This window comes from Mesorhizobium sp. GbtcB19, from assembly GCF_019091085.1.
Lineage (GTDB): Bacteria > Pseudomonadota > Alphaproteobacteria > Rhizobiales > Rhizobiaceae > Mesorhizobium.
Window position 1 is genome coordinate 355,609 of the sequence record NZ_JAGXJY010000004.1, and the last position, 26,985, is coordinate 382,593.

Annotated in this window: 30 protein-coding genes; 16 read left to right on the top strand and 14 right to left on the bottom strand. The window is 65.0% G+C overall.

The window, feature by feature from the left end; all coding sequences use genetic code 11:
- Positions 1-185 precede the first annotated feature (185 nt).
- From KVT37_RS10660 to KVT37_RS10685, 6 genes are all read right to left on the bottom strand, one after another.
- Entirely contained in the window at positions 186-596 is a 411-nt protein-coding gene (locus KVT37_RS10660; protein ID WP_217572466.1) for a GtrA family protein, read from the bottom strand.
- The gene (locus tag KVT37_RS10665) at positions 593-1,405 is read right to left on the bottom strand and encodes a ChbG/HpnK family deacetylase (protein ID WP_217572468.1); all 813 of its coding nucleotides are present in this window, start codon (positions 1,403-1,405) and stop codon (positions 593-595) included. The genes KVT37_RS10660 and KVT37_RS10665 overlap by 4 nt, the downstream gene beginning before the upstream one ends.
- Complete coding sequence (locus tag KVT37_RS10670) at positions 1,402-2,370, bottom strand: glycosyltransferase family 2 protein (RefSeq protein ID WP_217572470.1); 969 nt, start codon at positions 2,368-2,370, stop codon at positions 1,402-1,404. The genes KVT37_RS10665 and KVT37_RS10670 overlap by 4 nt, the downstream gene beginning before the upstream one ends.
- On the bottom strand, positions 2,363-3,529 hold the full coding sequence (locus KVT37_RS10675) for a glycosyltransferase 87 family protein (protein WP_217572472.1): 1,167 nt from the start codon (positions 3,527-3,529) through the stop codon (positions 2,363-2,365). The genes KVT37_RS10670 and KVT37_RS10675 overlap by 8 nt, the downstream gene beginning before the upstream one ends.
- Positions 3,530-3,750: 221 nt before the next feature.
- Positions 3,751-4,788, bottom strand: coding sequence for a zinc-binding dehydrogenase (locus KVT37_RS10680; RefSeq protein WP_217572474.1), 1,038 nt, complete (start codon positions 4,786-4,788; stop codon positions 3,751-3,753).
- A gap of 5 nt (positions 4,789-4,793) precedes the next feature.
- Positions 4,794-6,035: an acyl-CoA dehydrogenase family protein gene (locus KVT37_RS10685; protein WP_217572476.1), complete on the bottom strand. Its 1,242-nt coding sequence runs from the start codon at positions 6,033-6,035 to the stop codon at positions 4,794-4,796.
- Positions 6,036-6,156: 121 nt separating this feature from the next.
- On the opposite strand from KVT37_RS10685, the gene KVT37_RS10690 reads away from it, so the two are divergent.
- The 6 genes from KVT37_RS10690 to KVT37_RS10715 all read left to right on the top strand — a co-directional run bounded on the left by KVT37_RS10690 (position 6,157) and on the right by KVT37_RS10715 (position 10,557).
- Complete coding sequence (locus KVT37_RS10690; RefSeq protein ID WP_217572478.1) at positions 6,157-6,972, top strand: SDR family oxidoreductase; 816 nt, start codon at positions 6,157-6,159, stop codon at positions 6,970-6,972.
- 82 nt (positions 6,973-7,054) lie between these two features.
- Entirely contained in the window at positions 7,055-7,540 is a 486-nt protein-coding gene (locus KVT37_RS10695) for a MaoC family dehydratase (protein ID WP_308642605.1), read from the top strand.
- Positions 7,537-8,616: a phosphotransferase family protein gene (locus KVT37_RS10700; protein ID WP_217572482.1), complete on the top strand. Its 1,080-nt coding sequence runs from the start codon at positions 7,537-7,539 to the stop codon at positions 8,614-8,616. The genes KVT37_RS10695 and KVT37_RS10700 overlap by 4 nt, the downstream gene beginning before the upstream one ends.
- Before the next feature lie 18 nt (positions 8,617-8,634).
- Positions 8,635-9,411, top strand: coding sequence for an SDR family NAD(P)-dependent oxidoreductase (locus tag KVT37_RS10705; RefSeq protein WP_217572484.1), 777 nt, complete (start codon positions 8,635-8,637; stop codon positions 9,409-9,411).
- Positions 9,412-9,517: 106 nt separating this feature from the next.
- Positions 9,518-10,162, top strand: coding sequence for a TetR/AcrR family transcriptional regulator (locus tag KVT37_RS10710; RefSeq protein WP_217572486.1), 645 nt, complete (start codon positions 9,518-9,520; stop codon positions 10,160-10,162).
- A gap of 164 nt (positions 10,163-10,326) precedes the next feature.
- Positions 10,327-10,557, top strand: coding sequence for a DUF680 domain-containing protein (locus KVT37_RS10715; protein WP_217572488.1), 231 nt, complete (start codon positions 10,327-10,329; stop codon positions 10,555-10,557).
- 87 nt (positions 10,558-10,644) lie between these two features.
- Here KVT37_RS10715 and KVT37_RS10720 read toward each other — a convergent pair whose 3' ends face one another.
- From KVT37_RS10720 to KVT37_RS33790, 6 genes are all read right to left on the bottom strand, one after another.
- Positions 10,645-10,869: a hypothetical protein gene (locus KVT37_RS10720; RefSeq protein WP_217572490.1), complete on the bottom strand. Its 225-nt coding sequence runs from the start codon at positions 10,867-10,869 to the stop codon at positions 10,645-10,647.
- A gap of 74 nt (positions 10,870-10,943) precedes the next feature.
- Positions 10,944-11,522, bottom strand: coding sequence for a sarcosine oxidase subunit gamma (locus KVT37_RS10725; RefSeq protein WP_217572492.1), 579 nt, complete (start codon positions 11,520-11,522; stop codon positions 10,944-10,946).
- The gene (locus tag KVT37_RS10730) at positions 11,515-14,523 is read right to left on the bottom strand and encodes a sarcosine oxidase subunit alpha (RefSeq protein WP_217572494.1); all 3,009 of its coding nucleotides are present in this window, start codon (positions 14,521-14,523) and stop codon (positions 11,515-11,517) included. Before KVT37_RS10730 ends, KVT37_RS10725 begins: the two co-directional genes overlap by 8 nt.
- Positions 14,520-14,816, bottom strand: a complete 297-nt coding sequence (locus tag KVT37_RS10735; RefSeq protein WP_140808277.1) for a sarcosine oxidase subunit delta — start codon at positions 14,814-14,816, stop codon at positions 14,520-14,522. The genes KVT37_RS10730 and KVT37_RS10735 overlap by 4 nt, the downstream gene beginning before the upstream one ends.
- A gap of 72 nt (positions 14,817-14,888) precedes the next feature.
- The gene (locus tag KVT37_RS10740; RefSeq protein WP_217572496.1) at positions 14,889-16,142 is read right to left on the bottom strand and encodes a sarcosine oxidase subunit beta; all 1,254 of its coding nucleotides are present in this window, start codon (positions 16,140-16,142) and stop codon (positions 14,889-14,891) included.
- A 48-nt stretch (positions 16,143-16,190) separates the two neighbouring features.
- Positions 16,191-16,316, bottom strand: a complete 126-nt coding sequence (locus KVT37_RS33790; protein ID WP_306796798.1) for a hypothetical protein — start codon at positions 16,314-16,316, stop codon at positions 16,191-16,193.
- Between the two features lie 24 nt (positions 16,317-16,340).
- Here KVT37_RS33790 and KVT37_RS10745 point away from each other — a divergent pair, with 24 nt between their 5' ends.
- The 9 genes from KVT37_RS10745 (at position 16,341) to KVT37_RS10785 (ending at position 23,127) form a co-directional block, all read left to right on the top strand.
- Entirely contained in the window at positions 16,341-16,715 is a 375-nt protein-coding gene (locus KVT37_RS10745) for a YrdB family protein (RefSeq protein ID WP_254633921.1), read from the top strand.
- 95 nt (positions 16,716-16,810) lie between these two features.
- Complete coding sequence (locus tag KVT37_RS10750; RefSeq protein WP_217572498.1) at positions 16,811-17,569, top strand: SDR family oxidoreductase; 759 nt, start codon at positions 16,811-16,813, stop codon at positions 17,567-17,569.
- A 110-nt stretch (positions 17,570-17,679) separates the two neighbouring features.
- Positions 17,680-18,072: an SET domain-containing protein gene (locus tag KVT37_RS10755; RefSeq protein ID WP_217572500.1), complete on the top strand. Its 393-nt coding sequence runs from the start codon at positions 17,680-17,682 to the stop codon at positions 18,070-18,072.
- A 174-nt stretch (positions 18,073-18,246) separates the two neighbouring features.
- Positions 18,247-18,513, top strand: a complete 267-nt coding sequence (gene rpsU, locus KVT37_RS10760) for a 30S ribosomal protein S21 (RefSeq protein WP_042639546.1) — start codon at positions 18,247-18,249, stop codon at positions 18,511-18,513.
- Positions 18,514-18,645: 132 nt separating this feature from the next.
- A complete protein-coding gene (locus KVT37_RS10765) occupies positions 18,646-19,497 on the top strand; it encodes a tetratricopeptide repeat protein (RefSeq protein ID WP_217572502.1) in 852 nt (283 codons plus the stop codon).
- A 144-nt stretch (positions 19,498-19,641) separates the two neighbouring features.
- On the top strand, positions 19,642-20,220 hold the full coding sequence (locus KVT37_RS10770) for a DUF4274 domain-containing protein (RefSeq protein ID WP_217572503.1): 579 nt from the start codon (positions 19,642-19,644) through the stop codon (positions 20,218-20,220).
- Between the two features lie 170 nt (positions 20,221-20,390).
- On the top strand, positions 20,391-20,867 hold the full coding sequence (locus KVT37_RS10775; protein WP_127303991.1) for a DUF992 domain-containing protein: 477 nt from the start codon (positions 20,391-20,393) through the stop codon (positions 20,865-20,867).
- A gap of 154 nt (positions 20,868-21,021) precedes the next feature.
- The gene (locus KVT37_RS10780; RefSeq protein ID WP_217572505.1) at positions 21,022-21,504 is read left to right on the top strand and encodes a DUF992 domain-containing protein; all 483 of its coding nucleotides are present in this window, start codon (positions 21,022-21,024) and stop codon (positions 21,502-21,504) included.
- 171 nt (positions 21,505-21,675) lie between these two features.
- Positions 21,676-23,127, top strand: coding sequence for an MFS transporter (locus tag KVT37_RS10785; protein ID WP_217572507.1), 1,452 nt, complete (start codon positions 21,676-21,678; stop codon positions 23,125-23,127).
- 46 nt (positions 23,128-23,173) lie between these two features.
- On the opposite strand, the gene KVT37_RS10790 is transcribed toward KVT37_RS10785, so the two are convergent.
- Positions 23,174-24,022, bottom strand: a complete 849-nt coding sequence (locus KVT37_RS10790) for a LysR family transcriptional regulator (RefSeq protein WP_217572509.1) — start codon at positions 24,020-24,022, stop codon at positions 23,174-23,176.
- A 95-nt stretch (positions 24,023-24,117) separates the two neighbouring features.
- Here KVT37_RS10790 and KVT37_RS10795 point away from each other — a divergent pair, with 95 nt between their 5' ends.
- Positions 24,118-25,455, top strand: a complete 1,338-nt coding sequence (locus KVT37_RS10795; protein WP_217572511.1) for an aspartate aminotransferase family protein — start codon at positions 24,118-24,120, stop codon at positions 25,453-25,455.
- A 49-nt stretch (positions 25,456-25,504) separates the two neighbouring features.
- Here the strand turns inward: KVT37_RS10795 and coaBC are convergent, their stop codons facing one another.
- Positions 25,505-26,977 carry a bifunctional phosphopantothenoylcysteine decarboxylase/phosphopantothenate--cysteine ligase CoaBC gene (coaBC, locus tag KVT37_RS10800; RefSeq protein ID WP_217572512.1) on the bottom strand — a complete coding sequence of 491 codons (1,473 nt, stop codon included), beginning with the start codon at positions 26,975-26,977 and terminating at the stop codon, positions 25,505-25,507.
- Positions 26,978-26,985: the final 8 nt, after the last annotated feature.

Consider the following 26,985-nt stretch of genomic DNA (forward strand, 5'->3'; position numbering starts at 1 on the left):
TCGCGAAAGTACGGCAGAGATCGGGGACCGGGACGGCAGTCCGGCTTCACGTTCCCGATTATCTCGACTCACCGGGCTCGCCGACAGGAGCTCGCCTGCGCCATCTTCGCGCCACCGCTTTCGGCACGAGCAGATCATGGATCAGGTCCCAACATCCAGCCGGCCAGGCAGCGAAATCCCTGGACTCATCGCAACAGCCGCCCCTCGATCGACCAGCGTGCCGCCAGGAAGTTCAGTGCGGCGGCCACCACGACGCCGATGACCTTCGCCGGCCACACGCCAATGGTCCCGGCCAGGACGGCGATCGACAGACTGGAGACGCCAAGCGAAATCAGCGCCCCCAGCGAGACGAAGCGCAGGAAGGAATGGTGCAGCCGGATGTCCGGGTCCCGCTCGAACGACCAGAACCGGTTCGCCACGAAGGAAAAGAGCACGGCGACGAACCACGCGCCGACATTGGCCGCCAAGGCCGGCGCCGCGAGTTTGAGCAGCAGGAAAAACGTCGTGAGGTCGATACCGGTGTTGACCAGCCCGACCACGGCGAAGCGGACGATCTTGTCGCCGGTCGAACGCCGCGGCTGGCCGGCACTGCTCATGAGCTGCCGTCCATGACACGGGCCCCGGCCCTGTCGAGGCTGGCGCCGAAATCGTCGGAAGCCAGGAAATCGAACTCGACCTCGCGCACGCCCTGCATCGGGTCGCGCCTGCGCAAGATGTCATCGACATGGCCAGGATGGCACATGAAGACGCCTTGTTCTGGCAAGCCATCGACCGCGGCACGCAGCGTTGAGGCGAATTTCTCCGGCTGGCGCCAATCATAGATGCCCGATAGCGGCGTCATCACGCTGAAGCCGGCGCGCCGCATCGATCTGTTGAAGCCGGCGGCCAGCGTGGCGATCGCCGCAACCTTGGCATCCAGGCCGGCGAGCCCCGGTGCGCCTCGCAGCGCCGGCTTGTGCGCGCTTTGCCCAAAACGCGCGAGCAGCCAATGTCGGACCACGGGAAGAAAATGCACATGCTGGTGCCCGTCGATGTAATCGGGCGGGCCGCCCAGCGCCTCGACGAAGCGGCCGTATTGCGCGTCGAGCTCGGCATGAACGTCCCGTTCCTCGATACGCCCGCGCCGCACCGGCAGCGCCAGCGAAGCGAGCCCCGGCAGCTTGCCTTCCGGCGCCAGGCTGGAGGGGCCGGCCGCGGCGATCTGATCTGTAAGGGTCAGATGCAGCCCGATGGCGGCCCTGCCCCGAAAGGGTCTGATGCGCGCGGCCGCCTCCTGCCATTCGGGAAAACCGGTCATGCATCCGGTTCCGGTCAGGCGACCGCGCTCGACGAGGTCGAGGATCGCGCTCGATACGCCCGGCGCCAGCCCATAATCGTCGGCGATCAGGCGGATCGACCGGGTCATTTGCCGGGGGCAGCCTGCTCGGCGGCGTTGCCGTGGAGGACGTCGCGCACGATGTAGACGGGCCGGTCCTTGCTTTCGCTGAGCGTGACCCAGACATATTCGCCGATCAGCCCGAGCAGCGCCAGGTTGAGCCCGCCCAGCAGCACGACGGCAACCATGATGCTGGGATAGCCGGGCACGGCGACGCCGTAGAACAGCACCTCGAAGAGGACCTTCACGCCATAGGCCAAGCCGGCAAACGCCGCCAGCAGCCCGATGAGGCTGATGACGCGCAGCGGGATCACGGAAAACGAAGTGAACCCTTCCAGCGAGAAGGCGATCAGGTTGAACCTGCTCCATTTCGACGTGCCGCTGGCGCGGTTTTCCGGCGAGTACAGCACCGCCTTCTGGCGGAAGCCGGCCCAGGCGAACAGGCCCTTGTTGAAGCGGCGCTTGTCGCGCACGCTGGTCAAGGCCCGCGCCACCGCGCCGCGCATGACGCGGAAGTCTCCGGCGTTCTCGGGAATATCGAAGCGCTGGCTGCTGTTGATCGCCTTGTAGAAAAGCCGCGCCAGCTGGCTGCGCCGCCAGCTCCCTTCGCGCCGATCGTTCTGCGCAAAGACGACGTCGATCTCCGGGTTGTCGACCAGTTCGCCGATCATCTTCAGGCTGATGTCCATGGAGTGCTGGAGGTCGGAATCCATGATCAGCACCATGTCGCCGCGCGAATGATCGAGCCCGGCGAGCACCGCCGCTTCCTTGCCGAAATTGCGGCTGAGCCGCACGATCTCCCAGGAGCCCGACAATGAAGCGGCGAATATCTCGGCGCTGCCGTCGCGGCTGCCGTCGTCGACGAGGATCTTGCGGACCGTCATGCCGAAGCGCTCCGCCACGGCCGCCTCGAGCTTGTCGAGCAAACCGACGAAGGCAATCGCGGATTCGGCCTCGTTGAAGAACGGCGCGATGACGTCGAGCATCTCAGCCATGCGCAACGGCTCCGGCAGCCGGTATCTTCTGCCTGCCTTGCGTCCAGAACCAGCCGATCAGCAGGCAGGCGATGATGCTGATGCTGATTGGCCGGAACCAAAGATGGAAAAGATCGTGCAGCCGCGGCTCGACGCTGGTCAGCCCGGTGACGAAAAGAAGCGTTGCCAAAAACCATCGCATGGCCCCGGCTCCCTTCTCTCGCCACAGCAGGGCGATGGCGAGACCGGCAGGCACCGCCACCATGGCATAGGTGTTCTGCTCGACCCTCGGATTGAAGACGCACATGTAGAACGCCGCGGCGAGGAAGATGGCGAGTCCGCTGATGTCAGGGTCCAGCCTGCGGTCGAACTGGAGCACCAGCCAGAGCGTGAGCAAGCCCGCGACGACGCGCACGATCGTCGCCACGGATTCAGGGATTGGCATCCCGAACCGCGTGAAAGGCGCCGTGAAGTCGGCCGGAACGAAGGGGCCGGTCGGATCGACCGTCATCGACGTCAGCATCCGGAAGAAATCATGGTATTGCGCGTTGACATAGTCGGTCGACGCAAAGCCATAGGGGATGGCGAGCACGACAAGCACCGCCAGCGCCAGCACCGGTATCAGCCTGGGACGCAGCGCTCCCGCCAGAAGCAGCATGATGATCGCGGTCGGCTTGGCGATGATTGCAAGCGTGGCCCAGAAGAAGCTCTCCGCCCGCCGCCCCTCGAGTGCCGACAGCGTCAGCAACCAGCATGCCCCGGCGAGCAGGATCGTTGCCTGGCCGTTGCGAAGCGCTGCCAGCGCCACCGGCAAGGCAAGGAAAAGACCGAAGGAAAGCAGCCATGTTTGCTCCTCGCCGCCGAGCCTGCGCACCTGACGCATCGCGGCAAGGGTCAGCACCGAAAAGCCCAGCATGTGCCATAAAATGTTGCCCAGATACGGCCCGAGCTTCAGCAGGGGAACATAGAGGGCGGCGAAGGCGGGAGCGTACAGATACCCCATGGCGACTTCGACGTGATACAGCGGTTGGCCGTTCAGAAAAGCTTCGCTGCCATGCCTGTAGATATGGACGACCGAACGCGCGTCGGGCGACCACAGCGCCAGGCCAAGCACGACCAGAAACGACCCGACCCACAGCCAAAACCCCAAACGGTCGAAAACCGGCTTGGTTACCGTCATAGCGCACCCCGCGTTCCGACCAGGGCGGCTCTTCCCATCGCCGCCTGGCCTTCAGCGCCGGCGAGATATCACATCGAAATGAAATAGAAAATCCGCGCGTGACAGTTACCGGCGCGGGGCAAAGACGTTGGAACAGCGGCATTTTTCCGCCGCGCTGATCACAGTTCTGTGTTCAAAGCCATTGCTCCGATCCCAAAACAGCGGCGATCGGCGCCCGGTGCTTACGGCCTGATGAACACCTTTCCGTTGGGCCTGGCGAGCTCGGCCGGCAGCCGCGCCATCGCCTCGTCCAGCGGCACGACCGCCGTGACGTCGGTCGACCAGCGTCCGTCGGAAAAGCGCTTCTGCGCCTCCATCACCGCCGGGCCCAGCCTGTCGCGGAATTGCCGCATCCATTCGGCCAACCAGAAACCTTCGACGCGCTTGTGCTGGAAGATCAGCTGGCCGGGCTCGCGGATTACCGTCGGTTCGGCGTCGAGCCGGCCATAGACGATCCAGCGCGCGCGCTTCGGCATGGCGTTGAAGATGATCGAAGCCAGCGGACCGGTGACCGCGTCGAGGAAGATGCGCGGCTGCTCGGCCTTCATCGCCTCGCGCAGCGTCACCTCGAAATCCGCCGCCTTCTCGTTGAGCACATGGGCGGCGCCCAATTCCTTCAGCAGCGGAATCTGCTCGTCGCGGCGCACGGTGACGATCGGGCGAAAACCTTCCTCCTTCGCCAGGCCGATGATCAGCTTGCAGAGCTGGCTGGCGCCGGCAGTCATGATGAAGGCCTTTTCGCCCTCCTCTCTGACGATGTCGAACATCGCGAGCGCCGTCAGCGGATTGACGATCATCGCCGCGCCATCCTCATCGCGCACGGTGTCGATGAGGGGAATACAGGACGCAGCCTCGGCAACCGCATAATCCGCCCACGCCCCCCAGTTCGACACGCCGGTGGCGAAGGCGACGCGCTTTCCCGCAAGGCTCCTCGCATAGGCGTCGTCGCCGGTGGCAACGACGGTGCCGACGCCCTCGAAGCCGGCGGGCCGACCCTTGACCCGCGGCTGACCGTATTGGCCCTTGATGAAGGCAATGTCGGACGGGTTGATCGAGGCGAGGCTGACCTTGATCAGCGCCTGCGACGGACCGGGCTCCGGCACCGCGATGCTGCCCGGCTGGAGATAGGGCTCCATCGCCTCCAGCGCGGCCGCCGAAGGCGTCCTTGTGTAGCCGTCGCCGACAAGCAGCAGACCCTGCATTTGCGATGGAAGCGTCATGGCCGTTACACCTTTTCCTGCGTGTATTTTTTCAGTTCCGCGCGCGCCACCTGCCGCCGGTGCACCGCGTCTGGCCCGTCGGCCAGCCGCAGCGTCCGCAGATGCGTCCAGGAGCGGGCGAGCGGCGTGTCCTGGCTGATGCCTTGCGCGCCGAACATCTGCACGGCCTCGTCCGTGACCTTGAGCGCGACGCGGGGCGCCACGACCTTGATCTGGCTGATCCAGGGGGCGGCCGCGCGAGGGTCTCCCTGGTCGATCATCCAGGCCGCCTTGAGGCAGAGCAGCCGTGCCATCTCGATCTCCATTCGGCATTCGGCGATGATGTCGAAATTGGCGCCGAGCTTGGCCAGCGGCTGGCCGAAGGCCTCGCGCCGCACCGAGCGCTGGCACAGCATCTCCAGCGCCATCTCGGCCTGGCCGATGGCGCGCATGCAGTGATGGATGCGGCCAGGTCCCAGCCGCCCCTGCGCGATCTCGAACCCCCTGCCCTCGCCGAGGATCAGGTTCGCCGCCGGCACCCGCACATCGTCGAATCTCAGATGCATATGGCCATGCGGCGCGTCGTCGTCGCCATAGACCTGCATCGGCCGCAATTTGGTGATGCCCTTGCTGTCGGAGGGAACGAGGATCATCGAGTGCCGGCGATGCTGCGGTTCCTCGTCCGACCCGGTCCTGACCATGACGATGTAGATGGCGCAGCGCGGATCGCCGGCCCCCGACGCCCACCATTTCTCGCCGTTGAGCACATAATCGTCGCCCCGGCGCTCGCAGCACATCGAAATATTGGTCGCATCCGAGGAGGCGACGTCCGGCTCGGTCATCAGATAGGCCGAGCGGATCCTGCCGTCGAGCAACGGCTCCAGCCAGTCCCGCTTATGCGTGTCCGAGCCGTAACGCTCCAGCACCTCCATGTTGCCGGTGTCCGGGGCCGAGCAGTTGAAGGTCTCGGCGCCCAGATGCGCCTTGCCCATCTCCTCCGCCAGATAGGCATATTCGACGGTGGAAAGGCCGTAGCCGCGTTTGGAATCGGTCAGCCAGAAATTCCACAGCCCACGCTCCCGCGCGGTCTTTTTCAGCCCTTCGAGGATTTCGGCCTGCCTGGTCGTATAGGCCCAGCGGTCGCCATTCTTGCCGACCTCGGCGAGGAACTCCTCGCCCATCGGCGCGATCTCATCGCGCACCATCGCCGCCACACGCTGGTGGATCGGCTTCAACCGTTCGGTCATGCCGAGATTCATGTCCGCCATCGCTTCCGGCCTTTCCGAAGATACATCTTTACCCGTGGCAAGGATGACCGTACTTCGGCTAGCCTTGTCAACGCGAGTCCTTGGGCGAGTCCCCGGCCGGGGCAGGATGCGGAGGAATGCGATGAGCTATCTGGACAAGCTGTTCTCGGTCGCCGGCAAGACCGCGCTGGTGACGGGTGCGGCGACCGGCATCGGCCGCATGGTGGCGACCGGGCTGGTGCGCGCCGGCGGGCATGTGATGATCGCCTCGCGCAAGGGCGAGGATTGCATGAAAGTCGCCAACGAATTGAACGCGCTCGGCGGCTCCGGCCTGGCCGAAGGCTTTGCCGGCGACGTGTCCAGCGAAGCCGGTATCGCGGCGCTGGTCGCCGAGGTCAAGGCGCGCACGGAGCGCCTGCACATCCTGGTCAACAATGCCGGCATTTCCTGGGGCGCGCCGCTGCAGGAATTCCCTTACCACGCCTGGGCCAAGGTGTTCGGCGTCAACGTCACCGCCGTCTTTCACCTGACCAGGGAGCTGCTGCCCCTGCTCGATGCCGCCGCGAGCGACGAGGATCCGGCCCGCGTGATCAATCTCGGCTCGGTGATGGGCACCCAGCCGCTGGCCGACGACGCCTACTCCTACACCGCCTCGAAAGCCGCCGTGCACCATCTGACGCGTACGCTGGCGATCGAGTTCGCCGCCCGCCGCATCACCGTCAACGCCTTTGCCCCCGGTCCCTTCCAGAGCCGGATGACGGCATTCGCCACCGCGACCAAGGAGCAGGCGAAACATGTTGGTAACCATGTTCCGCTCGGCCGCATCGGCGTGGCGGATGACATTGCCGGCGCAACGCTTTATTTGTGCAGCCGTGCCGGCAGCTATGTCACCGGCGCCATCCTGCCCATCGACGGCGGCCAGTCGGTGCAGCATGGGATGACGTTGTTCAAGGAATAGGACGCCCGGTTCAAGGAATCCGGGCGGGGTTCAAGGAATAAGGCGCCCGGTTTCAAGGAATCGGGGCGGGGGCGCGGAGGACATCAGCGTGGAACCGATCAGTCTGGATCTGCTTCTGGCAAGCGTCGGCAAGGAGGTCGGCGTGTCGCCCTGGCGCACGGTGACGCAGCGCATGATCGACCAGTTCGCCGATGCCACCGACGACCACCAGTTCATCCATTGCGATCCCGAGCGCGCCGAGCGCGAGACGCCGTTCGGCGGCACCATCGCGCATGGTTTCCTGTCCCTTTCGCTTTTGTCGGCGATGACCTTCGAGACCATGCCGCCGCTCGAAAACACCAAGATGGGCGTCAACCACGGCTTCGACACGCTGCGCTTCCTGGCGCCGGTGAAGACCGGCGCCAGGATCCGCACCCGCTTCGTGCTTGCCGACGTCAAGGTGAGGCCGTCCGGCTGGGTGCAGACGGCGCATGACGTGACCATCGAGATCGAGGGTTCGAAAAAGCCCGCGCTGACCGCCCGCTGGCTGACGCTCACCTTGCTCGAGCGCCAGCCCGAGACCGCATGAGTGGCGACGCCAATACTTTAGACAAGTCGTCGCTTGCGATCGACCAGTCGTCGCTTGCGATCGACCAGACAGCGCTTGCGCCTTATCTCGAAGCGCATATCCAGGATTTTGCCGGGCTGTCCGCGATCGAGAAATTCAAGTCCGGGCAATCCAATCCGACCTATCTCCTGACCGCCGCCAGCGGTCGCTACGTGTTGCGCGCCAAGCCGCCGGGGCAGCTGCTGAAATCCGCGCATCAGGTCGACCGCGAATTCCGGGTGATGCAGGCGCTTGCCGGTACCGCGGTGCCGGTGCCGCGCATGCTGCATCTCTCAGGCGAGGAATCGCCAATCGGGCGCATGTTCTATGTCATGGAGTTTCTCGACGGCCGCATCTTCTGGGATCCGTCATTGCCGGACGTTTCCGGCAATGACGCGCGCACCTCGATCTATGACGCCATGAATGCCACGCTTGCCGCCTTGCACGATGTCGATGTGGAGGCCGTCGGCCTTGGCGATTTCGGCAGGCCCGGCAGCTATTTCGAGCGCCAGTTCGCCCGCTGGACCAGCCAGTACCGCGCCTCCGAAACCGAAACCATCGCCGACATGGATCGGCTGATTGCCTGGCTGGAGACGCATATGCCGGCCGATGACGGCCGCGTTTCGCTCGTCCATGGCGACTACCGGCTGGACAACATGATGTTCGCCAAGGACGAGTCCAGGGTCATCGCGGTGCTCGACTGGGAATTGTCCACGCTCGGTCATCCCTTCGCCGACCTCGCCTATCAATGCATGCAATGGCGGCTGCCGCATGCCTCGGGCTTTCGTGGCCTCGGCGGCATCGACCGCGCGGCGGCGGGCCTGCCTTCAGAGGAGGCCTATGTCGCCGCCTATTGCAAGCGGCGCGGCATCGAGGCGATCGGCAACTGGACCTTCTTCCTGGCCTTCTCCTTCTTCCGGCTGGCGGCGATCTGCCAGGGCGTCTACCGCCGCGCGCTGGACGGCAACGCCTCCAATCCGGAAAAGGCCAAGACCTACGGCCAGGCGGTAAAACTGCTCGCCGCGCTCGCGGTGGAACTGATCGACAAGAATAGCTGAAAAACGGGAGCGCTGAGGATGGGCCGTTTCGAGGGAACGACCGTGCTGATCACCGGCGCGACCGGCGGCCTCGGCAGCGGCGCGGCAAAAGCCTTCGCCGCCGAAGGCGCGCGACTGGTGCTCTCCGATCTCGACGAGGCTGCGCTCGGCGGTTTCGCCGCGACGCTCGACACAGAGACAGCTTGCCTTGCCGGCAACATCGCCGACGAAAAGCTGTCAGAGGATCTCGTGAAACTGGCCGTCGAGAAATTCGGCCGGCTCGACATCGCCGTCAACAATGCCGGCATCGTGCATTCCTTCGTGCGCCTGCCGCAGGTGACGTCGGAGGAGGCGCGCCGCGTGGTCGAGGTCGACCTGCTCGGCGTCTTCTACGCCATGAAGCACCAGATCCCGCAGATGGAGCGCCAGTTCAGGGAGAGCGGCAAGGGCGGTGTCATCGTCAACGTCGCCTCGGTCGCCGGTCTCTCCGGCGCGCCCAAGCTCTCGGTCTATGCCGCCGCCAAGCATGGCGTGGTCGGGCTGACGCGTTCGGCGGCGGTGGAATATGCCAGCAAGGGCATCCGCATCAATGCGGTCTGTCCCGCCCACACCAGAACGGCGATGGTCGACGGCTTCGTCCGTCTCAGCGGCGCGCCCGAAGCCGATGCGCTTGCCGAGCTCACCCGCGGCGTGCCGATGAAGCGTGTCGGCGAGGTCGACGAGATCACCACCGGCATCCTGTTCCTCGCCGACCCGGCCAATTCGTTCATGACCGGCCACACGCTGGCGCTGGACGGCGGCATTGGCGCCATCTGAGCAATTCCATTAACCCCGGACGTAGCGGAACCAGTTCGCGCTCTTGTCCGTTTCCGTACAGCGTATATAATTTCGTGAGGCAACCAAGCAACAAGGCAGGCGAACATTGACGCTCAGCGTTCAGAAACGCCGCGAACGGCAGAAAGCCGAACTTCGTTCCGAACTGGTCGCGGCCGCCCACAAGCTCGTGCAGGAAGAGGGCTATGAGGGCCTGACCATCCGAAAGCTCGCCAAGCGGGTCGGCTATGCGCCGATGTCGGTCTATTCCTATTTCGCCGATAAGCAGGACATCCTCTTCGCGCTCGCCGAGGACGCCTTCGAGACGCTGGCGCGGCGCATTGAGGCGCATCCTGCCGATGATCCCGTCGAGGCGCTCAAGGCGGTGATGACGGAATATGCCGCTTTCGGGCTCGGCAATCCCAACGAGTACCGCACCGTCTTCATGACCGAGAAAACGCGTCTGCCGGAAGGCCGCAGCTACGAGGACATGGAGGAAGGCAATCCGGCCATGAAGGTGCTGATCAAGCGGGTCGAGGCCTGCGTCGCCGCCGGCAAGCTCAAGGGCGACCCGCGCGCGATCGCCACCATGCTGTGGACCGTCGGTCACGGCACGATCTCGCTGCTGATCACCTTTCCGTTTTATCCTTTCGGCGACCCCGAGGCCTACGTGAAGCGCATGTGCAATTTCATGGTGGCCTCGCTGTCGGCGCAGGATATCCCCCCGCTCACCGAAACACCGGTCGACTGCTGATCAAGTCGTCGTGATCATGCGCCGCGATCGCTTGATCCGCGGCATCGGATTCCTACGTTCAAAAAAAGTTGTCGTACGCGTACAGATTTTCTCTTGAATTTCGCCTCTGCCGGTCGTATGTGTACGTTACATTGTACATGTACGGACACGACTGGAGACGGAACATGAAGAAGACCATCCTCACCCTCGCCGCCGTGCTGGCTTTCTCGGGCGCCGCCTTTGCCGGCGCTGCCCAGCCCGCCAAGCATGCGCCCGCCGCCTGCACCCAGGCCAATGTGAAGCTTGATTGCAGCGCGACCGGTTCGGTCGAAAAGGCCGACACCACCAAGAGCGACACCAGCAAGGGTGCGCGCCTCGGCATCGACGTGAACCCCTGGTTCGTGCCTGGCCTCTAAGCACCATCACCAAGACCCAAACGAAAACGGGCGGCACTTGGCCGCCCTTTTTCGTTTTGCTTGTCGCCTTGGGCGATCCGCCCAAGCCTATTTCTGGCGCGATTTCGTTCCCGCGACGCTTTTAGCCTTGCCCGGCTTGGCCGGCGCGCCAGGGATGGCGCTGCTGGTGATCGACACGGGGTCACTGGCCGGAAAAGTGTCCTCGAGGCCTTCCTCGAGTTCCTCTTCCTCGATCTCGTGATGCCGCTCCTGCTCCAGCGAGCGGACGGCCGGGGTCTTCCTTGGCGATTTCGGCGCAGGTTTGGACGGCATCGGCAATCTCCCTCGCAGACCGCAGAAACGGCGCGGACAGGCGATGGTTCCTTTCGAACCGATGCTGCGAAAATTCAGTTCGCCGCGTCGCTCGCCGCTTCCGACAGCAGAGTAAAGACATAGTCCGAGAAGGAACGCCAGCACTCCACCCGGAACGCATCCGCCGCGGTGCGCAACAGCACGATCTCGGATTTGCCGAGAATGGTGCGCGAGGCAGCCCCCATCGGGAAGGCGTCGAGCGACAGATCCTGCGGACAGCCCGAATTGACCGTCACCGCGGCCGCGGGTCCGGCAACCGAGATCCCGACATTGCGGTGCGAGATGCCGACCGCCGAATGCAGCACTGTCACCTTGGCGCAGTCGGCGAGCGGATCGTTGCCGGCCTCGTCGATGATCATCCATTCGTCCGGGCCGAGCCACAGCGCCGTGCGCCCGTCCTTCGTCGCCGAGCTCTTCGGCTTGACCGGCAGCGTCACGCCGAGCGCCTTGGAGAGCGCGGCAAGCGAAGCCTGCGGCGCGCGCAGCGAGATGCGCTCGGCTGGCGGCAGCATCTCCACCTTCACGCCCGGCGCCGACAGCGTGCGGCCGGCAAGTGCCGGACGCCGTTCGACGGAAGCAGCAGTGGCTTTTGTGTTGGCGGCGGCCTTAGCCATTGAGGTGCTCTCCCTTCTCGTCGACGAACACCATGCCGGTGACTTCCACCTCGACCGTGCCGTTCGGCATCGGCACATAAAGCGTCTCACCCATGCGGTCGCGGCCGCCGGCGACCAGCGCCAGCGCGATTGAGCGGCCGCAATTCTCCGACCAATAGCTCGAAGTGACGTGGCCGATCATCTTCATCGGGATAGGCTGCTTGGGATCGGCGACGATCTGCGCACCCTCTTCCAGCACCACCTTCGGATCCTTGGTCTTCAGGCCAACGAGCTGCTTGCGGCCCTTGGCCACCAGGTCCGAGCGGGTCAGGCCGCGAATGCCGACGAAGTCGGTCTTCTTCTTGCCGACCGCCCAGTCGAGCCCGGCATCGTTCGGCGTCACCGTGCCGTCGGTGTCCTGGCCGACGATGATGTAGCCCTTTTCGGCGCGCAGCACGTGCATGGACTCGGTGCCGTAGGCGACAGCGCCATGCTTCTGGCCTTCGGCCCACAGCGCTTCCCAGACCGCCTCGCCATAGTCGGCCGGCACGTTGACCTCGAAACCGCGCTCGCCGGTGAAGGACATGCGGAACAGCCTTGTCGGCACGCCGCAAATCTTGCCCTCGCGCACCGACATATGCGGCATCGCCTCATCCGACATGTCGATGCCTTCGACCAGCGGCGCGATGATCTCGCGCGACTTCGGCCCCTGCACCGCGATGACCGCCCATTGCTCGGTGATCGAAGTCAGCCAGACATTCAAGTGCGGGAACTCGGTCTGGAGGTAATCCTCCATATGGTTCATGACGCGCGGCGCGCCGCCGGTCGTCGTCGTCACGTGGAAGCGGTCCGGCGCCAGCCTGCCGACGACGCCGTCGTCATAGATGAAGCCGTCCTCGCGCAGCATGATGCCATAGCGGCAGCGGCCGGTTTCCAGCTTCTCCCACGGATTGGTGTAGAGCAGTTCCATGAACTTCGCGGCGTCCGGCCCGACCACTTCGATCTTGCCGAGCGTCGAGGCGTCGAACAGGCCGCCCACCTTGCGCACCGTCACGCATTCGCGGTCGACCGCCTTGTGCATGTCCTCGCCGGCTTTCGGGAAATACCAGGCGCGCTTCCAGTGGCCGACATCCTCGAACACGGCACCTTGCGACGCCGCCCAGCCATGCGTCGCCGTGCGGCGGGTCGGGTCGAACAGCGCGCCGCGCGCGTGGCCGACGATCGAGCCGAAGGTCACCGGCGTATAGGGCGCGCGGAAGGTGGTGAGGCCGACTTGCGGGATCGGCTTGCCGAGTTCGTCGGCGGCGATCGCCAGGCCGTGCATGTTCGACGTCTTGCCCTGGTCGGTCGCCATGCCGTTGGTGGTGAAGCGCTTGACGTGCTCGATCGAGCGCATGCCCTCATGCACCGCCTGGCGGATGTCCTTGGCGGTGACGTCGTTCTGGAAATCGACGAAGGCCTTGACCGTGGTGCCCGGCCCGGCGCCGGGCCCGGCACCCAGCATGCCACGCGACCAGCTCTCGCCGGCATCGACCTTCGGCTTGGCGCCCTTCCCCGTCTTGCCGCTGGAATCCTTGCCGCCGGCTTCCTTCGCCGCCTTGGCGCCGGCCGCATAGGCCTCGTCGATCGTCGCATCCAGCCCGTCCGTGCCGTTGCAGGCGCCGACCGACACGCAGTCCTGCGCGTAGGTGCCAGGCACGAAGCGCCTGGTCTCGTCGTTGAAGGCGACCTTGCCGCGCGACTGCGAGAACAGATGCACCGACGGCGTCCAGCCGGCCGACATCAGGATCGCGTCGACCGGAATGGTGCGCTCGCCGCCGCCATTCTTCGGCTGCACGGTCATCGAGGACACACGCAGCTTGCCGCCGGCGCTGACCACGGCGCGGCCGAAATTGATCTCGATGCCGAGCGCCCTCGCCTCGTCGATCACCGGCCCGGCCGGATTGTCGCGCAGGTCGACGATGGCCGCGATGTTGACGCCGGCCTTCTTGAGGTCGATGGCCGCGGCGTAGGCGGAATCGTTGGCGGTATAGACGCCGACGTTCTTGCCGACCGCGACGCCATAGTGGTTGAGATAGGTGCGCGCCGCCGAAGCCAGCATCACGCCCGGACGGTCGTTGTTGGCGAACACCATGTGGCGTTCGATGGCGCCGGTGGCGATCACGACGCGATTGGCGCGGACCTGCCACAAGCGTTCGCGCGCCAATTCGCGGCCCGGACTCTTGAGATGGTCGCTGACCCGCTCGACCAGGCCGACGAAATTCTGCGCGTAATAGCCAAAGGCAGTCGTGCGGGAGAGCACGCGCACATTGTCCATCGCCTTCAGCCTGGCGATCGCGGCTTGTGCCCAGGCAAAGCCATTCTCGCCGTCGATTTTGGCGCCGCTCTCGAAGCGCAGGCTGCCGCCGAACTCGGCCTGTTCGTCGGCGAGGATTACCCGCACGCCGGTCTCGGCCGCAGCAAGTGCCGCCGCAATGCCGGCGGCGCCGCCGCCCAGCACCAGCACCTCGCAATGCGCATAACGCGCGGCATAGTGGTCCGGGTCCGGCTTCTCGGGCGAAACGCCGAGGCCGGCCGCGGCGCGGATCTTCGGCTCATAGAGGTTCTTCCAGGCCGACTTCGGCCACATGAAGGTCTTGTAGTAGAAGCCGGCCGAAAATAGCGGTGATGCAAGGTCGTTGACCGCGCCGACGTCGAAGGCGAGCGACGGCCAGCGGTTCTGCGAATTGGCGGTCAGCCCGTCATAGAGCTCCTGCACGGTAGCGCGCACATTCGGCGTCTTGCGCGCATCGTCACGCACGATCTGCACCAGCGCGTTGGGTTCCTCCGCGCCGGCGGACAGGAAGCCACGCGGCCGGTGATACTTGAACGAGCGGCCGACCAGATGCACGCCGTTGGCGAGCAGCGCCGAGGCGAGCGTATCGCCCTCGATGCCGGTGTAGGACTTGTCGTCGAAGCTGAAGGAGGCGGTCTTGGCCTGGCTGAGGCGACCAGCGCCGGAGATGCGGAATGCAGCGCTCATTTCGCGGCTCCAGGCAGTTTCGCGGGCTTCGGCTCGCCGGCCTTGTAGGTCATGATGAACTTGTCGGTGACGGTGTCGCGCACCGCGTTGAAGAAGCGCGCGCAGCCATGGATGTGGCGCCAGCGCTCATAGATGACGCCCTTCGGGTTCGCGCGGATGAAGAAGAATTTCTCGAAATCGTCGTCGCTCTCGCCGGCAATGTTGGTGGAGCGCGCGATATGCGCCTCGCCGGCATTGCGGAACTCGAGTTCCGGGCGCTCTTCCTCGCAATAGGGGCAGCGGATGAGAAGCATCTGGGTGATCCTAAAACTTGCCGTGACCGGCGCGCGCGCCGGCCGGTTGATCGCAAAGCAACTGAGCCGTCATCAGTGCGCCACTGCGGCCGCGGCGGCCTCGTCGATGAGCCGGCCGGTGCGGAAGCGCTCGAGCGTAAAGGGCGCGTTGATCGGGTGCGGGTCGTCCTTCGCGATCGTATGCGCAAACACATTGCCCGAGCCGGGCGTCGCCTTGAAGCCGCCCGTGCCCCAGCCGCAATTGACGTAGAGGCCCTGCACCGGCGTCTTGGCCAGGATCGGCGACCGGTCCGGCGTGACATCGACGATGCCGCCCCAGGAACGCAGCATCTTCATGCGCGTGAAGATCGGGAACATCTCGCAGATGGCGTCGAGCGTATGCTGCAAGATGTGCAGGCCGCCGGTCTGCGAATAGGAGACATACTGGTCGGTGCCCGCGCCGATGACGAGCTCGCCCTTGTCCGACTGCGAGATATAGGCGTGCACGGTGTTCGACATCACCACACAGGGCACCACCGGCTTGATCGGCTCCGACACCAGCGCCTGCAGCGGATAGCTTTCCAGCGGCATGCGCACGCCGGCCATGTTCATGATGACCGAGGAATGGCCGGCCGCGACCACGCCGACCTTCTTGGCGCCGATGAAGCCGCGTGTCGTCTCGACGCCGCTGACCGCGCCGTTGGCCGCGCGCTTGATGCCCGTGACCTCGCAATTCTGGATGATGTGCACGCCGCGCGCCGAAGCGCCGCGCGCATAGCCCCAGGCGACCGCGTCGTGCCGCGCCGTGCCGCCGCGCCGCTGCAGCGCGGCGCCCATCACCGGATAGCGCGCTTCCCTGGAAATATTGAGCGGCGGACAGAATGCCTTCGCCTGCTCCGGCGTCAGCCATTCATTGTCGATGCCGTTGAGTCGGTTGGCATGGATATGGCGCTTGAAGACCTGCACGTCATGGACGTTGTGCGCCAGCATCATGACGCCGCGCGCCGAATACATGACGTTGTAGTTGAGCTCCTGGCTGAGCCCGTCCCACAGCTTCAGCGCATGGTCGTAGATGCCGGCGCTTTCGTCATAGAGGTAGTTGGAGCGGATGATGGTGGTGTTGCGGCCGGTGTTGCCGCCGCCGAGCCAGCCCTTTTCCAGCACCGCGACGTTGGTGATGCCGTGCTCGCTCGCCAGATAATAGGCCGTCGCCAGACCGTGTCCGCCGGCGCCGACGATGACGACGTCATATTCCTTCTTCGGCTCGGGCGAGGTCCACTGCTCTTCCCAGCCCTTGTGGCCGCGCATCGCCTCGCGGGCAATGGCGAATACCGAGTATTTCTTCACGTTAAGCCTCGCGCCAAAAAATCGCGGATATGGTCCGGGCCTCTCCCGTCACGCGAGGTGTATCACTAGCGAAACGGCGATGTCATCCTTGCGCTGTTTGCGACGGCGCTTGCCGCTTTGCGCCATGCCGAAAGGATGGCATCCGGGCTGGTAGCCGCGGCGGCGATCAGCCATACCGGCTGTTCCGAGACTTGGAGGATGATGATGGGCAACGCCTGGTGGAATCTGACCCTGCGCTTTCTGCTGGAACTTGCGGCGCTGCTTGGTCTTGGCATCGCGGCCTGGAGCCTGTCCGAAGGTTGGTGGCGCTGGCTCCTCGCCTTGGCCTTGCCACTTATTGCAGCCGCGCTGTGGGGAACCTTCGCGGTTCCGAACGATCCGAGCCGATCTGGTCGTGCACCTGTGCCCGTACCGGGCGCGGCGCGGCTGGTGCTAGAGCTGGTCATCCTGTTCGGTGGCGCTGGCGGATTCTACCTGGCGGGCCACACGGCAGCCGGCATCATCATGGCTCTGCTGATCGCCTTCAGCTACGCCTTCTCGCTGGACCGGCTGGGCTGGCTGTTGCGGCAATAGCGGCCTTTGCCGGTTTCGGGTGGCCCCGGCCTGCCCCATTTGCGACCAAGCATCCAACCGCCGGTAAGCCCGGCATAGAGGAAGGATGCAGAGACATGTTCACCCTGACAAACAAGGTCGCCATCGTCACCGGCGCCAGTTCCGGCATCGGCCGCGCCACCGCGAAGCTGTTCGCCGAGCAGGGCGCGAATCTCGTCGTCGCGGCGCGGCGTCAGCAGGAGCTCGACTCGCTTGTCGGTGAAATAGAGGCGGATGGCGGCACGGCGGCGGCACTGGCCGGCGACGTCAGGGATGAGGCCTATGCCAAGGCCTTGGTGGAGCTCGCTGTAAAGCAGTTCGGCGGCCTCGACATCGCCTTCAACAATGCCGGCGCGGTCGGCGCGATGGGACCGGTGCCGGATATGCCACCGGCGACCTGGCACGAGACGATGGACACCAACCTGACCAGCGCCTATCTCGCCGCGAAGCATCAGATACCGGCCATGCTGGAGCGCGGCGGCGGCTCGCTGATCTTCACCTCCAGCTTCGTCGGCTACACCGCCGGCATGCCCGGCATGGCGGCCTATGCCGCTGCCAAGGCCGGGCTGATCGGGCTGACGCAGGTGCTGGCCGCCGAATATGGTCCGAGAGGCCTGCGCGTCAACGCGCTGTTGCCCGGCGGCACCGATACGCCCGGCGCCACGACCACCACGCCCGAGGCGCGCGCCTTCGTCGAAGGCATCCATGCCCTGAAGCGCATGGCGCAGCCGGAGGAGATCGCCCGCTCCGCGCTTTACCTGGCTTCCGACGCCTCGAGCTTCACCACCGGCACGGCGCTGTTTGCCGATGGCGGAGTCTCGATCAACCGGACGTGATCCGCGAGGTGGACAGCAGACATGCTTCATCCGCTGAAATCTCGCGATACGGCCTTGCATTCCGGCTCGTTTTGACGATTTTCGTTTCCCGTCGAAATCGGACCGGAACGATGCTGCTGATCAGAACCTATGTTGCCCAGAGCGCCATCGAGGGCGTCGGCGTCTTCGCCGCCGAGCCGGTCCGCAAAGGCGCTTCGATCTGGCGGCTCGATCCCGATTTCGACCGGCTGATCCCGATGGAAAAATATGAGGCCGCGCCAGCGCATCTCAGAGAACTGCTCGACCGCTACGCCTACCCGAGCCCGGACAAGCCCGGCTTCATGGTCTATGAGGTCGACAATGGCCGCTTCATGAACCATGCCGAACGGCCGAACACGGATTTCTCGCAATATGGCGGCGCCACCGCCACGCGCGACATCGCCGCCGGCGAGGAAATCACCTGCGATTACGGCGAATTCTTCGAGGATTTCGCGCGCCTGCATCTGGCGGCGGCGGAAGGCTGAATAGCGGGCAGGTGGAGCGCTCCGGTTTTTGATCACGCTTTCCTGCAATCAACGGTGGACATCCCAGGCTGATTCTGCTATCAGCCGCCCACAATTCGCGGTGCAACTCGCCGCGGAGGCATCCCGGCTATGGCCGATTGCCTAACGATTTCAAACCCGAAGACAGGATTGCCCGTGCAGGTACTCGTCCGCGACAACAACGTTGATCAGGCGCTTCGCGCGCTGAAGAAGAAAATGCAGCGCGAAGGTATTTTCCGCGAAATGAAGATGCGCGGTCACTACGAGAAGCCGTCCGAGAAGCGTGCCCGCGAGAAGGCGGAAGCCGTGCGCCGCGCCCGCAAGCTGGCCCGCAAGCGCGCTCAGCGCGAAGGCCTGCTGCCGATGACCCCGCGTCCGGCTCCGGCTGGTGCTGGCGGCGCGCCGCGTTCGCCGCGCTCATAACGCCTATTTTTCGTCCTTTTCGAAGGATACCGAAGGTGGCGCGATGTGGAATCGCCGCCACCTTTTTGTTTACAGATTCGAGCCGGTTCGGAGAGGGAACGGACTGACGGCGGCGCGGCAGTGAGGACAAAGATGAACGCTATACCCGTGGAGCGCAGAACCGCTTTTCGCGGCTTCGCCCTGACGGCAGCCCTTGTTTCGGGTCTGACGCTTGCAGCATGCCAGACGACGCCGACCGGCGAGTTCAACAACATCGACAAGGCGCAAGGGTCGAGCGAGAACATCTCCTCGCTTTCGGCGGTCATCCAGCGCAGCCCGCAGGATCCCGAGGGCTACAATGTGCGCGGCTCGGCCTATGGCCGTGGCGGCCAGTACCAGGCGGCGCTGAAGGATTTCAACCAGGCCATCCAGCTCAATCCGAACTTCTACCAGGCCTATTCGAACCGCGCGCTGATCCAGCGCTTCCTCGGCAATCAGGAGGCAGCGCTCGCCGACTACAACCGCTCGATCCAGATCAACGCCAATTACGATGCCGCCTATATCGGCCGCGGCAATCTCTACCGTAAGGCGGGCCGCACCCAGGATGCCTTCAACGACTTCCAGAAGGCGATCCAGCTCGACACCACCGACGCGCGCGCCTACCACAATCGCGGCCTGATCTATCAGAGCCAGGGCCAGCACAAATTCGCCATTGAGGATTTCTCGACCGCGATCTCGCTGGCGCCGGACGCCGCCGAGCCCTACAACGGCCGCGGCCTCTCCTATCTGGCGACGGGCGACGAGGACAACGCCTTCTCCGACTTCAACATGGCCATCAAGCTCGACGGCAAGAATGCCGAGGCCTGGGCCAACCAGGCGCTGATCTACGAAAAGCGCGGCGACAAGGTAAGGGCGGCCAAGTCCTATCGCGAGGCGATCCACCTCGACCCGAACTACCAGCCGGCCAAGGACGGCCTGTCGCGCACCGGCGCCAACGCCAGCTGACTACGAGCCGGCGTTTCACGACGCCGGCCTCGATATCGTTCCAATTGCCGCGTCGGGCGCAGGCAAATCGCAACCATTGCGTGTCAAGGTAGCGGGGTGACACCGGCAAGCGCCGGTCATCCGCGAACACCGAGCCGACACCCGATGGATGAGAACGAGCATAGCATCCAGCAGCAGATCGCCTGGCTGGAAAATGCCTCTCCCGACGATTGGCACCGGGCCGTGCTCGACTTCAACTGGGATTGGGACATCGACCCGCTGTTTTGGATCGCGCGTCAGCCGCAATGCGACAAGGCCACGGCCTTGACCATGTTCTGGCTGGGGCAGCCGGCCTGGTACCTCATTATGGCCCTGGAGAATGGGGGATCAGACGCCAACCGGGACCCTGTCTGGGATATGCTCAAGCTCATTGCGCAGCGTATCAACGCCGGAAGCTATGTCCGTTCGAAGATCGCCTACGAGGTGGATGATTTCACACGGCAGGATTTCGACGAGTTGGTCGAAAAGGCAAGGCAACTGGCCCACTCACCGTTGAAGCCGCATCCGGATATGAAGCGCTCGCTTCGCGGCCGGCGGATCGTCAACGATATCGGCTTCTATGGGCGCTATCCCAAGGAATTCCATGGCACGGTGCTGATCGAGCTGCCGGATCAGGAGCCTCCGGAAAGCCAAGGCCCACTCGACAGAATCCGGTCCGCATTCGGGCGTCTCTGGGTTCATTAAGCCTTGTTGAGCCTTCGCATCCCGGCACCGTTGCGCAATTATCACTCCTTGTTAACCGCTGATGACAACGCGTTAACCTTTGCCATGTTCGCGCCAAGTTTTCGGCGGAACGCTCGGCGCGCCTCGCTCGTTTAAGCCGGGGCAAAGATTTTCGCGAAAGGACCTTTCCAATGATCAAATCCCTTGCCTGTGCCGCTGCCGCGCTTGCCGCCACGGTCCTCGCTTCTCCGGTCAGCGCCGGCACGCTCCGGCTCGGCACGCTCGATTGCACCATCGACGGCGGCGTCGGCTATGTCATCACCTCGAACAAGGGGGTCTCTTGCACCTTCCGCCCGTATCACCACGGTCCAGCCGAGCAGTATACCGGCATGATCTCCAAGCTCGGCGTCGATCTCGGCCAGACGCATCAGGGCCAGCTCGTCTGGGCGGTGCTCGCCGCGACGCGCCATCATGAAGCGGGCGACCTCGCCGGCAGCTATTACGGCGTCAACGCCGAGGCCTCCGTCGTGACCGGCGGTGGCGCCAACCTCCTGGTCGGCGGCCTCGACGGCGCCTTCATGCTGGAGCCGCTCAGCGTCCAGGCGCAGACCGGCGTCAACCTGGCCGTCGCCGTGGCGTCGCTGGATCTGGTCCACTCCTACAAGTAAGGCGTAGAGCGGCTAACGACGACATACGCTCCCCTATACGCGCGGCCCGGAACAGGACATTGTAGTCGTTCCGGGCCGCATTCTTTTGAGCAATTCCAGGAAAAGTGTGACACGGTTTTCCGTCCGGAATTGCGTCAAAAGAAGAGGGGGACATATGTCGAGGATCATCGCCGCCGCCGCGACCGCGATCGTTGCACTGGCCGGGCAGGCTCGAGCGGAGACCGGCGGGATCGAGCTCGGCGTTCTCGACTGCGCCATTGGCGGCGGCACCGGCTTCGTCTTCGGCTCCAGCAAGGATTTGAGCTGCACCTTCACGCCTGCCGACAAGAGCTTCGCGCCCGAAGCCTATTTCGGCGCCGTCAACAAATATGGTCTCGACATCGGCACCACCAGCCAGAGCGTGATGCGCTGGCTGGTGCTGACGCCCATGAACAACATCTATGCCCCGGGCGCGCTTGCCGGAGACTATGTCGGCGCCAGCGCCGAAGTGACCGCCGCGGTCGGCGCCGGCGCCAACCTTCTGGTCGGCGGCACCGGCAATGCCTTCACCCTGCAGCCGCTCAGCGTCCAGACCCAGACCGGCCTCAACATCGCCATCGGCGTCAGCCAGTTCCAGCTGCGCAGCACGGCGAACTGAACTTTCCGTCCAGGATCGATTGGGCCGCGCCATCACCGCGCCCGGCCGCGAACATTCGCGAAAAAGCCTCTTGAGCTCAACCGCACTTGAGGTTCTACAAGCCCTGCCGAACTGGATCTGGCGCCCATTCGCAATGCGGATGAGGCTGCGAATCGTGAGCAGGAGATCGACGTGACGGCAGCAAGCGGCAACAAGGCAGGCGGCGATAAGATAGATTGGCGCGCGCTGTGGGCAAATGGCGACCTGGCGCGCTTCTGCTTCATCAGCCTCGGCATCCTGCTCCATGCCACCAATGAGACGATGATCGCAACGGTCATGCCGGCGATGGTCGGCGATATTGCCGGCGTGCAGTTCGTCGGCTGGTCGCTGGCCGTATACGAACTCGGCGCCATCGTCGCGGGTGCCGCCGCCGGCCGGCTGGTCAGCTTCGTCGCCCTGCGCACCAACATGATGGCCGCGGCCCTTCTTTATGCTGCCGGCGCGCTGGTCTGTGCCACCGCGCCATCGATGCCGGTCTTCCTTACCGGGCGGCTGATCGAAGGCCTGGGCGGCGGTGCGCTCGTCTCGCTCGCATTCGTCTCGGTCGAGCGCCTCTTCCCGCGCAACATCTGGCCGCAGCTTTTCGGCATCATCTCGGCGATCTGGGGTGTCGCCGCTTTCAGCGGTCCGATGCTCGGCGCAATCATGGTCGACTTCTTGTCCTGGCGCTGGGCCTTCGGCGTCTTCACGCTTGGCGGCGCGGCCATGGCGCTTGCAAGCTTCGCCGTGCTCGGCACGCTACAGGCGAAGCGGCCGCAGGCCAGCGCCGGCCCGACGCCGTCCTTTCCTTTCCTGGCACTCGGCTGCCTTGCCGTCAGCGTCGTGCTGATCGCCGCGGCGGGCGTCGACATTGCCTTGCTGCGCTCATCGCTGTTCATATTGCTCGGTCTGGCCGGCCTCGCGCTGTTCTTCCGTGTCGATGCGCTGAAGCCGCGCTCGCGCCTGTTTCCCTCGCAACTTTTTTCCTGGAATTCCGCGCTCGGCAGCGGCATGACCATGGTGGCTGCCTTCTCGGTGGCAACCTGCACCTTCGCCATTTACGGGCCGTTGCTGCTGACCACGCTGCACGGCATCCCGATCCTGACGACAGGCTACATCATCGCCGCCGAATCGATCGCCTGGTCGATCCTGTCGATCGCCGTCGCCAATGCGCCGCTGGAGCGCGAGAGGCTGATCATCGTCGTCGGCGCGCTGATGATCGCCGCCGGCCTCGCCGGTTTCGCCTACACGATCCCGACCGGTTCGATCCCGCTGATCCTGCTCTGCGCCCTTCTGCAGGGCGGCGGCTTCGGCGTCTCCTGGCCATTCCTGACGCGCGTCATCGTTGCCTCGGCCCGAGAGGGCGAGCAGACCATCGCCTCCGCCGCCGTGCCGACGATGCAGCGCATCGGCTATGCGGTGGGCGCCGCCATTGCCGGCATTATCGCCAATGCCTGTGGCTTCTCCGATGGCCTGAGCCGGGAGGCGGCCGCGAGCGTCGCCGGCTGGCTGTTCCTGGCTTTCGTGCCGCTCGGGATCGTCGGCTGCCTTGCGGCACTCAGGATATCTTCGAGGGCGAACCGGCCACAATTCGCCGCGGGCTGACGCTCCAGGCCCGGAACTGATCGAGAAGCTGCAAGGCGGCAGACTCTCAAAGCGACGGAAGAACCTTCCGGATATGGCCGGCAAATGCCTCGACCGCCGGCGATCGTTCGGCCTCGGCGAAGGCGACCAGGATGCCGAGGCCGGGCAAGGCGGGAAGCGGGGCGCCGAGGATATTGAGATCGGGAGGCACGGCCTCCTCCGCCATCACGCTGATCGCCAGACCCGATCGCGCGACGGCGATCAGCCCGGCAAGGCTGTTGCTGGCATAGGCTATCTTGTAGCGCAGCCCGGCGCGGGTCATGGCCTCGCAAGCACCCTTATGGTCGATGGCGTTCGACGCAGCCAAAGCCAGCGGCACGGTGTCGCCGAAATCATAGAGTTCCAGCGCGGGTCTGCTGCCCACCCAGACCAGCGCCTCCCTGCGCACGACATCCGCCGCGTCGCTTGGATCGGGCGTCGAAACGAGCGCCAGGTCGATCTGGCGCCCATGCAGAAGCGTGCGCAATTCGACCGTCGGCGCCGAGACCACCTTGATCTCGACGTCGGGATACATGGTACCGAAACTCTTCAAGAGCGCGGGGAAGAACGCGCTCAGGTAATCCTCGGGGCTGCCGAAGATGATCGAGCCATGCAGGCCCTTCTTGGAAAACGCCGAGATCGCCTCATCGTGGATTTTGAGGATGCGCTCGGCATAGGCCAGAAATCGTTCGCCGTTGCCGGTCAGCCGCACACCGCTGCCGCTGCGGTGAAACAGGCTCTGGCCAAGCGCCTCCTCCAGCCGCTGGATCTGCATGGTCACGGCGGATTGCGTGCGCCCGACCTGCACCGCCACGGCGCTCAGCGTGCCAGAATGCGCGGCACGCACGAATGTCGACAACAGCTTGAGATCTAGCATATCAAATCCGTTGATATCCGGATCCGATTACTATCAATTTTACTGCACACCTGCCAGCCGCTATGTGTTGCCTGACGCCTTGATGGAGTTGGACGATGTCGAAGAACCTGGACCAGGCTTTCTGGAATGCGGCGCGAAACCATCTGATCCGCTATGGCGGCAGCTTCGAGCCCGCGATTATCGAGCGCGCGGCGGGATCGTTCGTCTATGACGCCGACGACCGGCCGATCCTCGATTTCACCTCCGGTCAGATGAGCGCGCTGCTTGGGCATTCCCATCCCCGCATCGTTTCGACGGTAAGCCGCCAGGTCGAAAAGGTCGCGCATCTGTTCAGCGGCATGCTGTCGCGTCCCGTCGTCGAGCTTGCCGAGCGCCTCGCGGCGCTGGCGCCGGGGCTCGACCGGGTGCTGCTGCTGTCGACGGGCGCGGAATCGAACGAAGCCGCGATCCGCATGGCCAAGCTTGTCACCGGCAAGCATGAGATCGTCGCCTTTTCGAAGAGCTGGCACGGCATGACCGGTGTCGCCGCTTCGGCAACCTACAGCGCCGGCCGCAAGGGCTATGGGCCGGCCGCCGTCGGCTCGCTCGCCATCCCCGCGCCGAACAGCTTCCGGCCGCGCTTCAGGCATACCGACGGCTCGCTGGACTGGCAGACCGAGCTCGACGATGCATTCGATCTGGTCGACAGCCAGTCGACGGGTAATCTCGCCGCCTTCGTCGCCGAGCCGATCCTGTCGAGCGGCGGCATATTGGAACTGCCGCAAGGCTATCTCGCCGCGCTCCAGAAGAAATGCCGCGAGCGCGGCATGCTGCTCATCCTCGACGAAGCACAGACCGGCATCGGTCGCACCGGCCATATGTTCGCCTTCCAGCGGGACGGCGTCACCCCGGATATCCTGACGCTTTCCAAGACGATCGGCGCCGGCCTGCCGCTCTCGGCCGTCATGACGACGGCCGAGATCGAGGAGCAAGCGCACGCGAAAGGTTTTCTCTTCTACACAACTCATGTCTCCGATCCGCTGCCGGCGGCCGTCGGCCTCGCGGTGCTTGACGTGGTGGAAGAGGAAAAGTTGGTCGAGCGCGCCCAGCGTCTCGGCGCCCAACTGTTCGACGGCCTGTCGCGGCTGAAACAGCGCTACGACTGCGTTGGTGACGTGCGCGGCCGCGGCCTGCTGCTCGGCGTCGAGATCGTGAAGGACCGCAAGGACCGGGTTCCCGATCACCAACTCGGCGCCGCGATTGCGGCGGAAGCCTTTCGGCGCGGGCTGAGCATGAACATCGTCAAGCTTCCCGGCATGGGCGGCGTCTTCCGTATCGCCCCGCCGCTGACGATCTCCGAGGAAGAACTGGACCTCGGGCTCAAGATCATTGGCGAGGCGATCGAAGCCGGGCTTGTCGCGAACACGAGTGTCCCTAGCATCGCCGCGGAGTGAGATCATCGAAGAGCGTCCGGCACGCGAGCGCGTGTGCCGGCTCTGCCGCTCAGACGACAATGGTCCGCAGCCGCTCGGCAATCAGCGCGGCGAGCCGCGCCGCCACCTCGTCCTTGCCCATCTCCGGCCATTCCTCGACGCCGGTCCTGGAGACGATGCGCACCTTGTTGCGGTCGCCGCCCATCACGCCGGACGGACCGATGCCGCTCTCATGCGAGACGTCGTTGGCGACGATGAAGTCGGCGCCCTTCTTCCTCAGCTTGGCCTCGGCATTGGCGATGAGGTCCTGCGTCTCGGCGGCGAAGCCGACGACGAGGCCCGGCCGCTGGCTGTGATGGCCGATGCCGGCAAGGATGTCCGGATTCTCGACCATCTGCAGCGAAGGCGGCCCCTCGCCCGCCACCTTCTTGATCTTCTCGCCAGCGGCGTTGGCCGTGCGCCAATCGGCGACCGCCGCGACGAACACAGCGGCATCCGCCGGCAGCAGGCTCTCCACCGCCTGTTTCATCTGCGCGGCTGTTTCGACATGGGTGGTCGCGACACCTGCCGGATCGGCGACGGTGACCGGGCCGGAGACGAGCCGCACATCGGCGCCGAGCTTCGCCAGCGCGGCCGCGATGGCATGGCCCTGCTTGCCCGACGAGCGGTTGGCGATGTAGCGCACCGGGTCGATCGGCTCATGCGTCGGCCCAGAGGTGACGATGATCCTGCGGCCGGCCAGTGGCCTCGGCTTCTCGTCGAGCATCGCCTCGATCGCGGCGACGATCTCGAGCGGCTCGGCCATGCGCCCCTCACCCGCCTCGTTGCTCTCCGCCATTTCGCCCTTGGCGGGGCCGACAAAGGCGATGCCGTCCTTCTGCAGTGCGGCGCGGTTGCGCCGCGTGGCGGCGTGCGCCCACATTTTCGGGTTCATCGCCGGTGCCATCAGCACCTTCTTGTCGGTGGCCAGCAGCACCGTCGAGGCAAGGTCGTTGGCATGACCGTTGGCGAGCTTCGCCATCAGGTCGGCCGTAGCCGGCGCCACGACCAGCAGGTCCGCCTCGCGCGACAGCCTTATATGGCCGACATCGTGCTCGTCATTGCGGTCGAACAGCTCGGTGAAAACATGATCGGCCGACAGCGCGCCGACCGACAGCGTGGTGACGAATTCCTGCGCGGCCGCCGTCATGACCACCCGCACCGACGCGCCGCGTTCACGCAGCCGCCGGATCAGGTCGAGCGCCTTGTAGGCGGCGATGCCGCCGCCGATGATGAGCAGGATGCGCTTGCCGGAGAGCGAGCCTCGCGGGACCCGCTTGCCGGAAGCGGCGACAACCGTCGTTGCCTGCTCCTTCGAACCTTTCAGCGCACGCAGCGCCTCCTCGATCTGGCCGATGCGGTCGGCCTGCCCTGCCCTGCCTTCGACCGCGGCGCGGATCATCGCCCGCGCTTGCTCCTCCATCGAGCAACCATTTTCGGCGGCGAGCTGCCGCAGCAGGTCCTTGACCTCGTCATCGAGATTGCGGATCGTGATGCTGGCCATGTGATTGC

Bases quoted from the DNA above. Each gene is read 5' to 3' on its own strand.
- KVT37_RS10660 (WP_217572466.1), bottom strand. From the start codon at position 596: ATGAGCAGTGCCGGCCAGCCGCGGCGTTCGACCGGCGACAAGATCGTC.
- KVT37_RS10665 (WP_217572468.1), bottom strand. From the start codon at position 1,405: ATGACCCGGTCGATCCGCCTGATCGCCGACGATTATGGGCTGGCGCCG.
- KVT37_RS10670 (WP_217572470.1), bottom strand. From the start codon at position 2,370: ATGGCTGAGATGCTCGACGTCATCGCGCCGTTCTTCAACGAGGCCGAA.
- KVT37_RS10675 (WP_217572472.1), bottom strand. From the start codon at position 3,529: ATGACGGTAACCAAGCCGGTTTTCGACCGTTTGGGGTTTTGGCTGTGG.
- KVT37_RS10680 (WP_217572474.1), bottom strand. From the start codon at position 4,788: ATGACGCTTCCATCGCAAATGCAGGGTCTGCTGCTTGTCGGCGACGGC.
- KVT37_RS10685 (WP_217572476.1), bottom strand. From the start codon at position 6,035: ATGGCGGACATGAATCTCGGCATGACCGAACGGTTGAAGCCGATCCAC.
- KVT37_RS10690 (WP_217572478.1), top strand. From the start codon at position 6,157: ATGAGCTATCTGGACAAGCTGTTCTCGGTCGCCGGCAAGACCGCGCTG.
- KVT37_RS10700 (WP_217572482.1), top strand. From the start codon at position 7,537: ATGAGTGGCGACGCCAATACTTTAGACAAGTCGTCGCTTGCGATCGAC.
- KVT37_RS10705 (WP_217572484.1), top strand. From the start codon at position 8,635: ATGGGCCGTTTCGAGGGAACGACCGTGCTGATCACCGGCGCGACCGGC.
- KVT37_RS10715 (WP_217572488.1), top strand. From the start codon at position 10,327: ATGAAGAAGACCATCCTCACCCTCGCCGCCGTGCTGGCTTTCTCGGGC.
- KVT37_RS10720 (WP_217572490.1), bottom strand. From the start codon at position 10,869: ATGCCGTCCAAACCTGCGCCGAAATCGCCAAGGAAGACCCCGGCCGTC.
- KVT37_RS10725 (WP_217572492.1), bottom strand. From the start codon at position 11,522: ATGGCTAAGGCCGCCGCCAACACAAAAGCCACTGCTGCTTCCGTCGAA.
- KVT37_RS10730 (WP_217572494.1), bottom strand. From the start codon at position 14,523: ATGAGCGCTGCATTCCGCATCTCCGGCGCTGGTCGCCTCAGCCAGGCC.
- KVT37_RS10735 (WP_140808277.1), bottom strand. From the start codon at position 14,816: ATGCTTCTCATCCGCTGCCCCTATTGCGAGGAAGAGCGCCCGGAACTC.
- KVT37_RS33790 (WP_306796798.1), bottom strand. From the start codon at position 16,316: ATGGCTGATCGCCGCCGCGGCTACCAGCCCGGATGCCATCCTTTCGGC.
- KVT37_RS10745 (WP_254633921.1), top strand. From the start codon at position 16,341: ATGATGATGGGCAACGCCTGGTGGAATCTGACCCTGCGCTTTCTGCTG.
- KVT37_RS10750 (WP_217572498.1), top strand. From the start codon at position 16,811: ATGTTCACCCTGACAAACAAGGTCGCCATCGTCACCGGCGCCAGTTCC.
- KVT37_RS10755 (WP_217572500.1), top strand. From the start codon at position 17,680: ATGCTGCTGATCAGAACCTATGTTGCCCAGAGCGCCATCGAGGGCGTC.
- KVT37_RS10765 (WP_217572502.1), top strand. From the start codon at position 18,646: ATGAACGCTATACCCGTGGAGCGCAGAACCGCTTTTCGCGGCTTCGCC.
- KVT37_RS10770 (WP_217572503.1), top strand. From the start codon at position 19,642: ATGGATGAGAACGAGCATAGCATCCAGCAGCAGATCGCCTGGCTGGAA.
- KVT37_RS10775 (WP_127303991.1), top strand. From the start codon at position 20,391: ATGATCAAATCCCTTGCCTGTGCCGCTGCCGCGCTTGCCGCCACGGTC.
- KVT37_RS10780 (WP_217572505.1), top strand. From the start codon at position 21,022: ATGTCGAGGATCATCGCCGCCGCCGCGACCGCGATCGTTGCACTGGCC.
- KVT37_RS10790 (WP_217572509.1), bottom strand. From the start codon at position 24,022: ATGCTAGATCTCAAGCTGTTGTCGACATTCGTGCGTGCCGCGCATTCT.
- KVT37_RS10795 (WP_217572511.1), top strand. From the start codon at position 24,118: ATGTCGAAGAACCTGGACCAGGCTTTCTGGAATGCGGCGCGAAACCAT.
- coaBC (WP_217572512.1), bottom strand. From the start codon at position 26,977: ATGGCCAGCATCACGATCCGCAATCTCGATGACGAGGTCAAGGACCTG.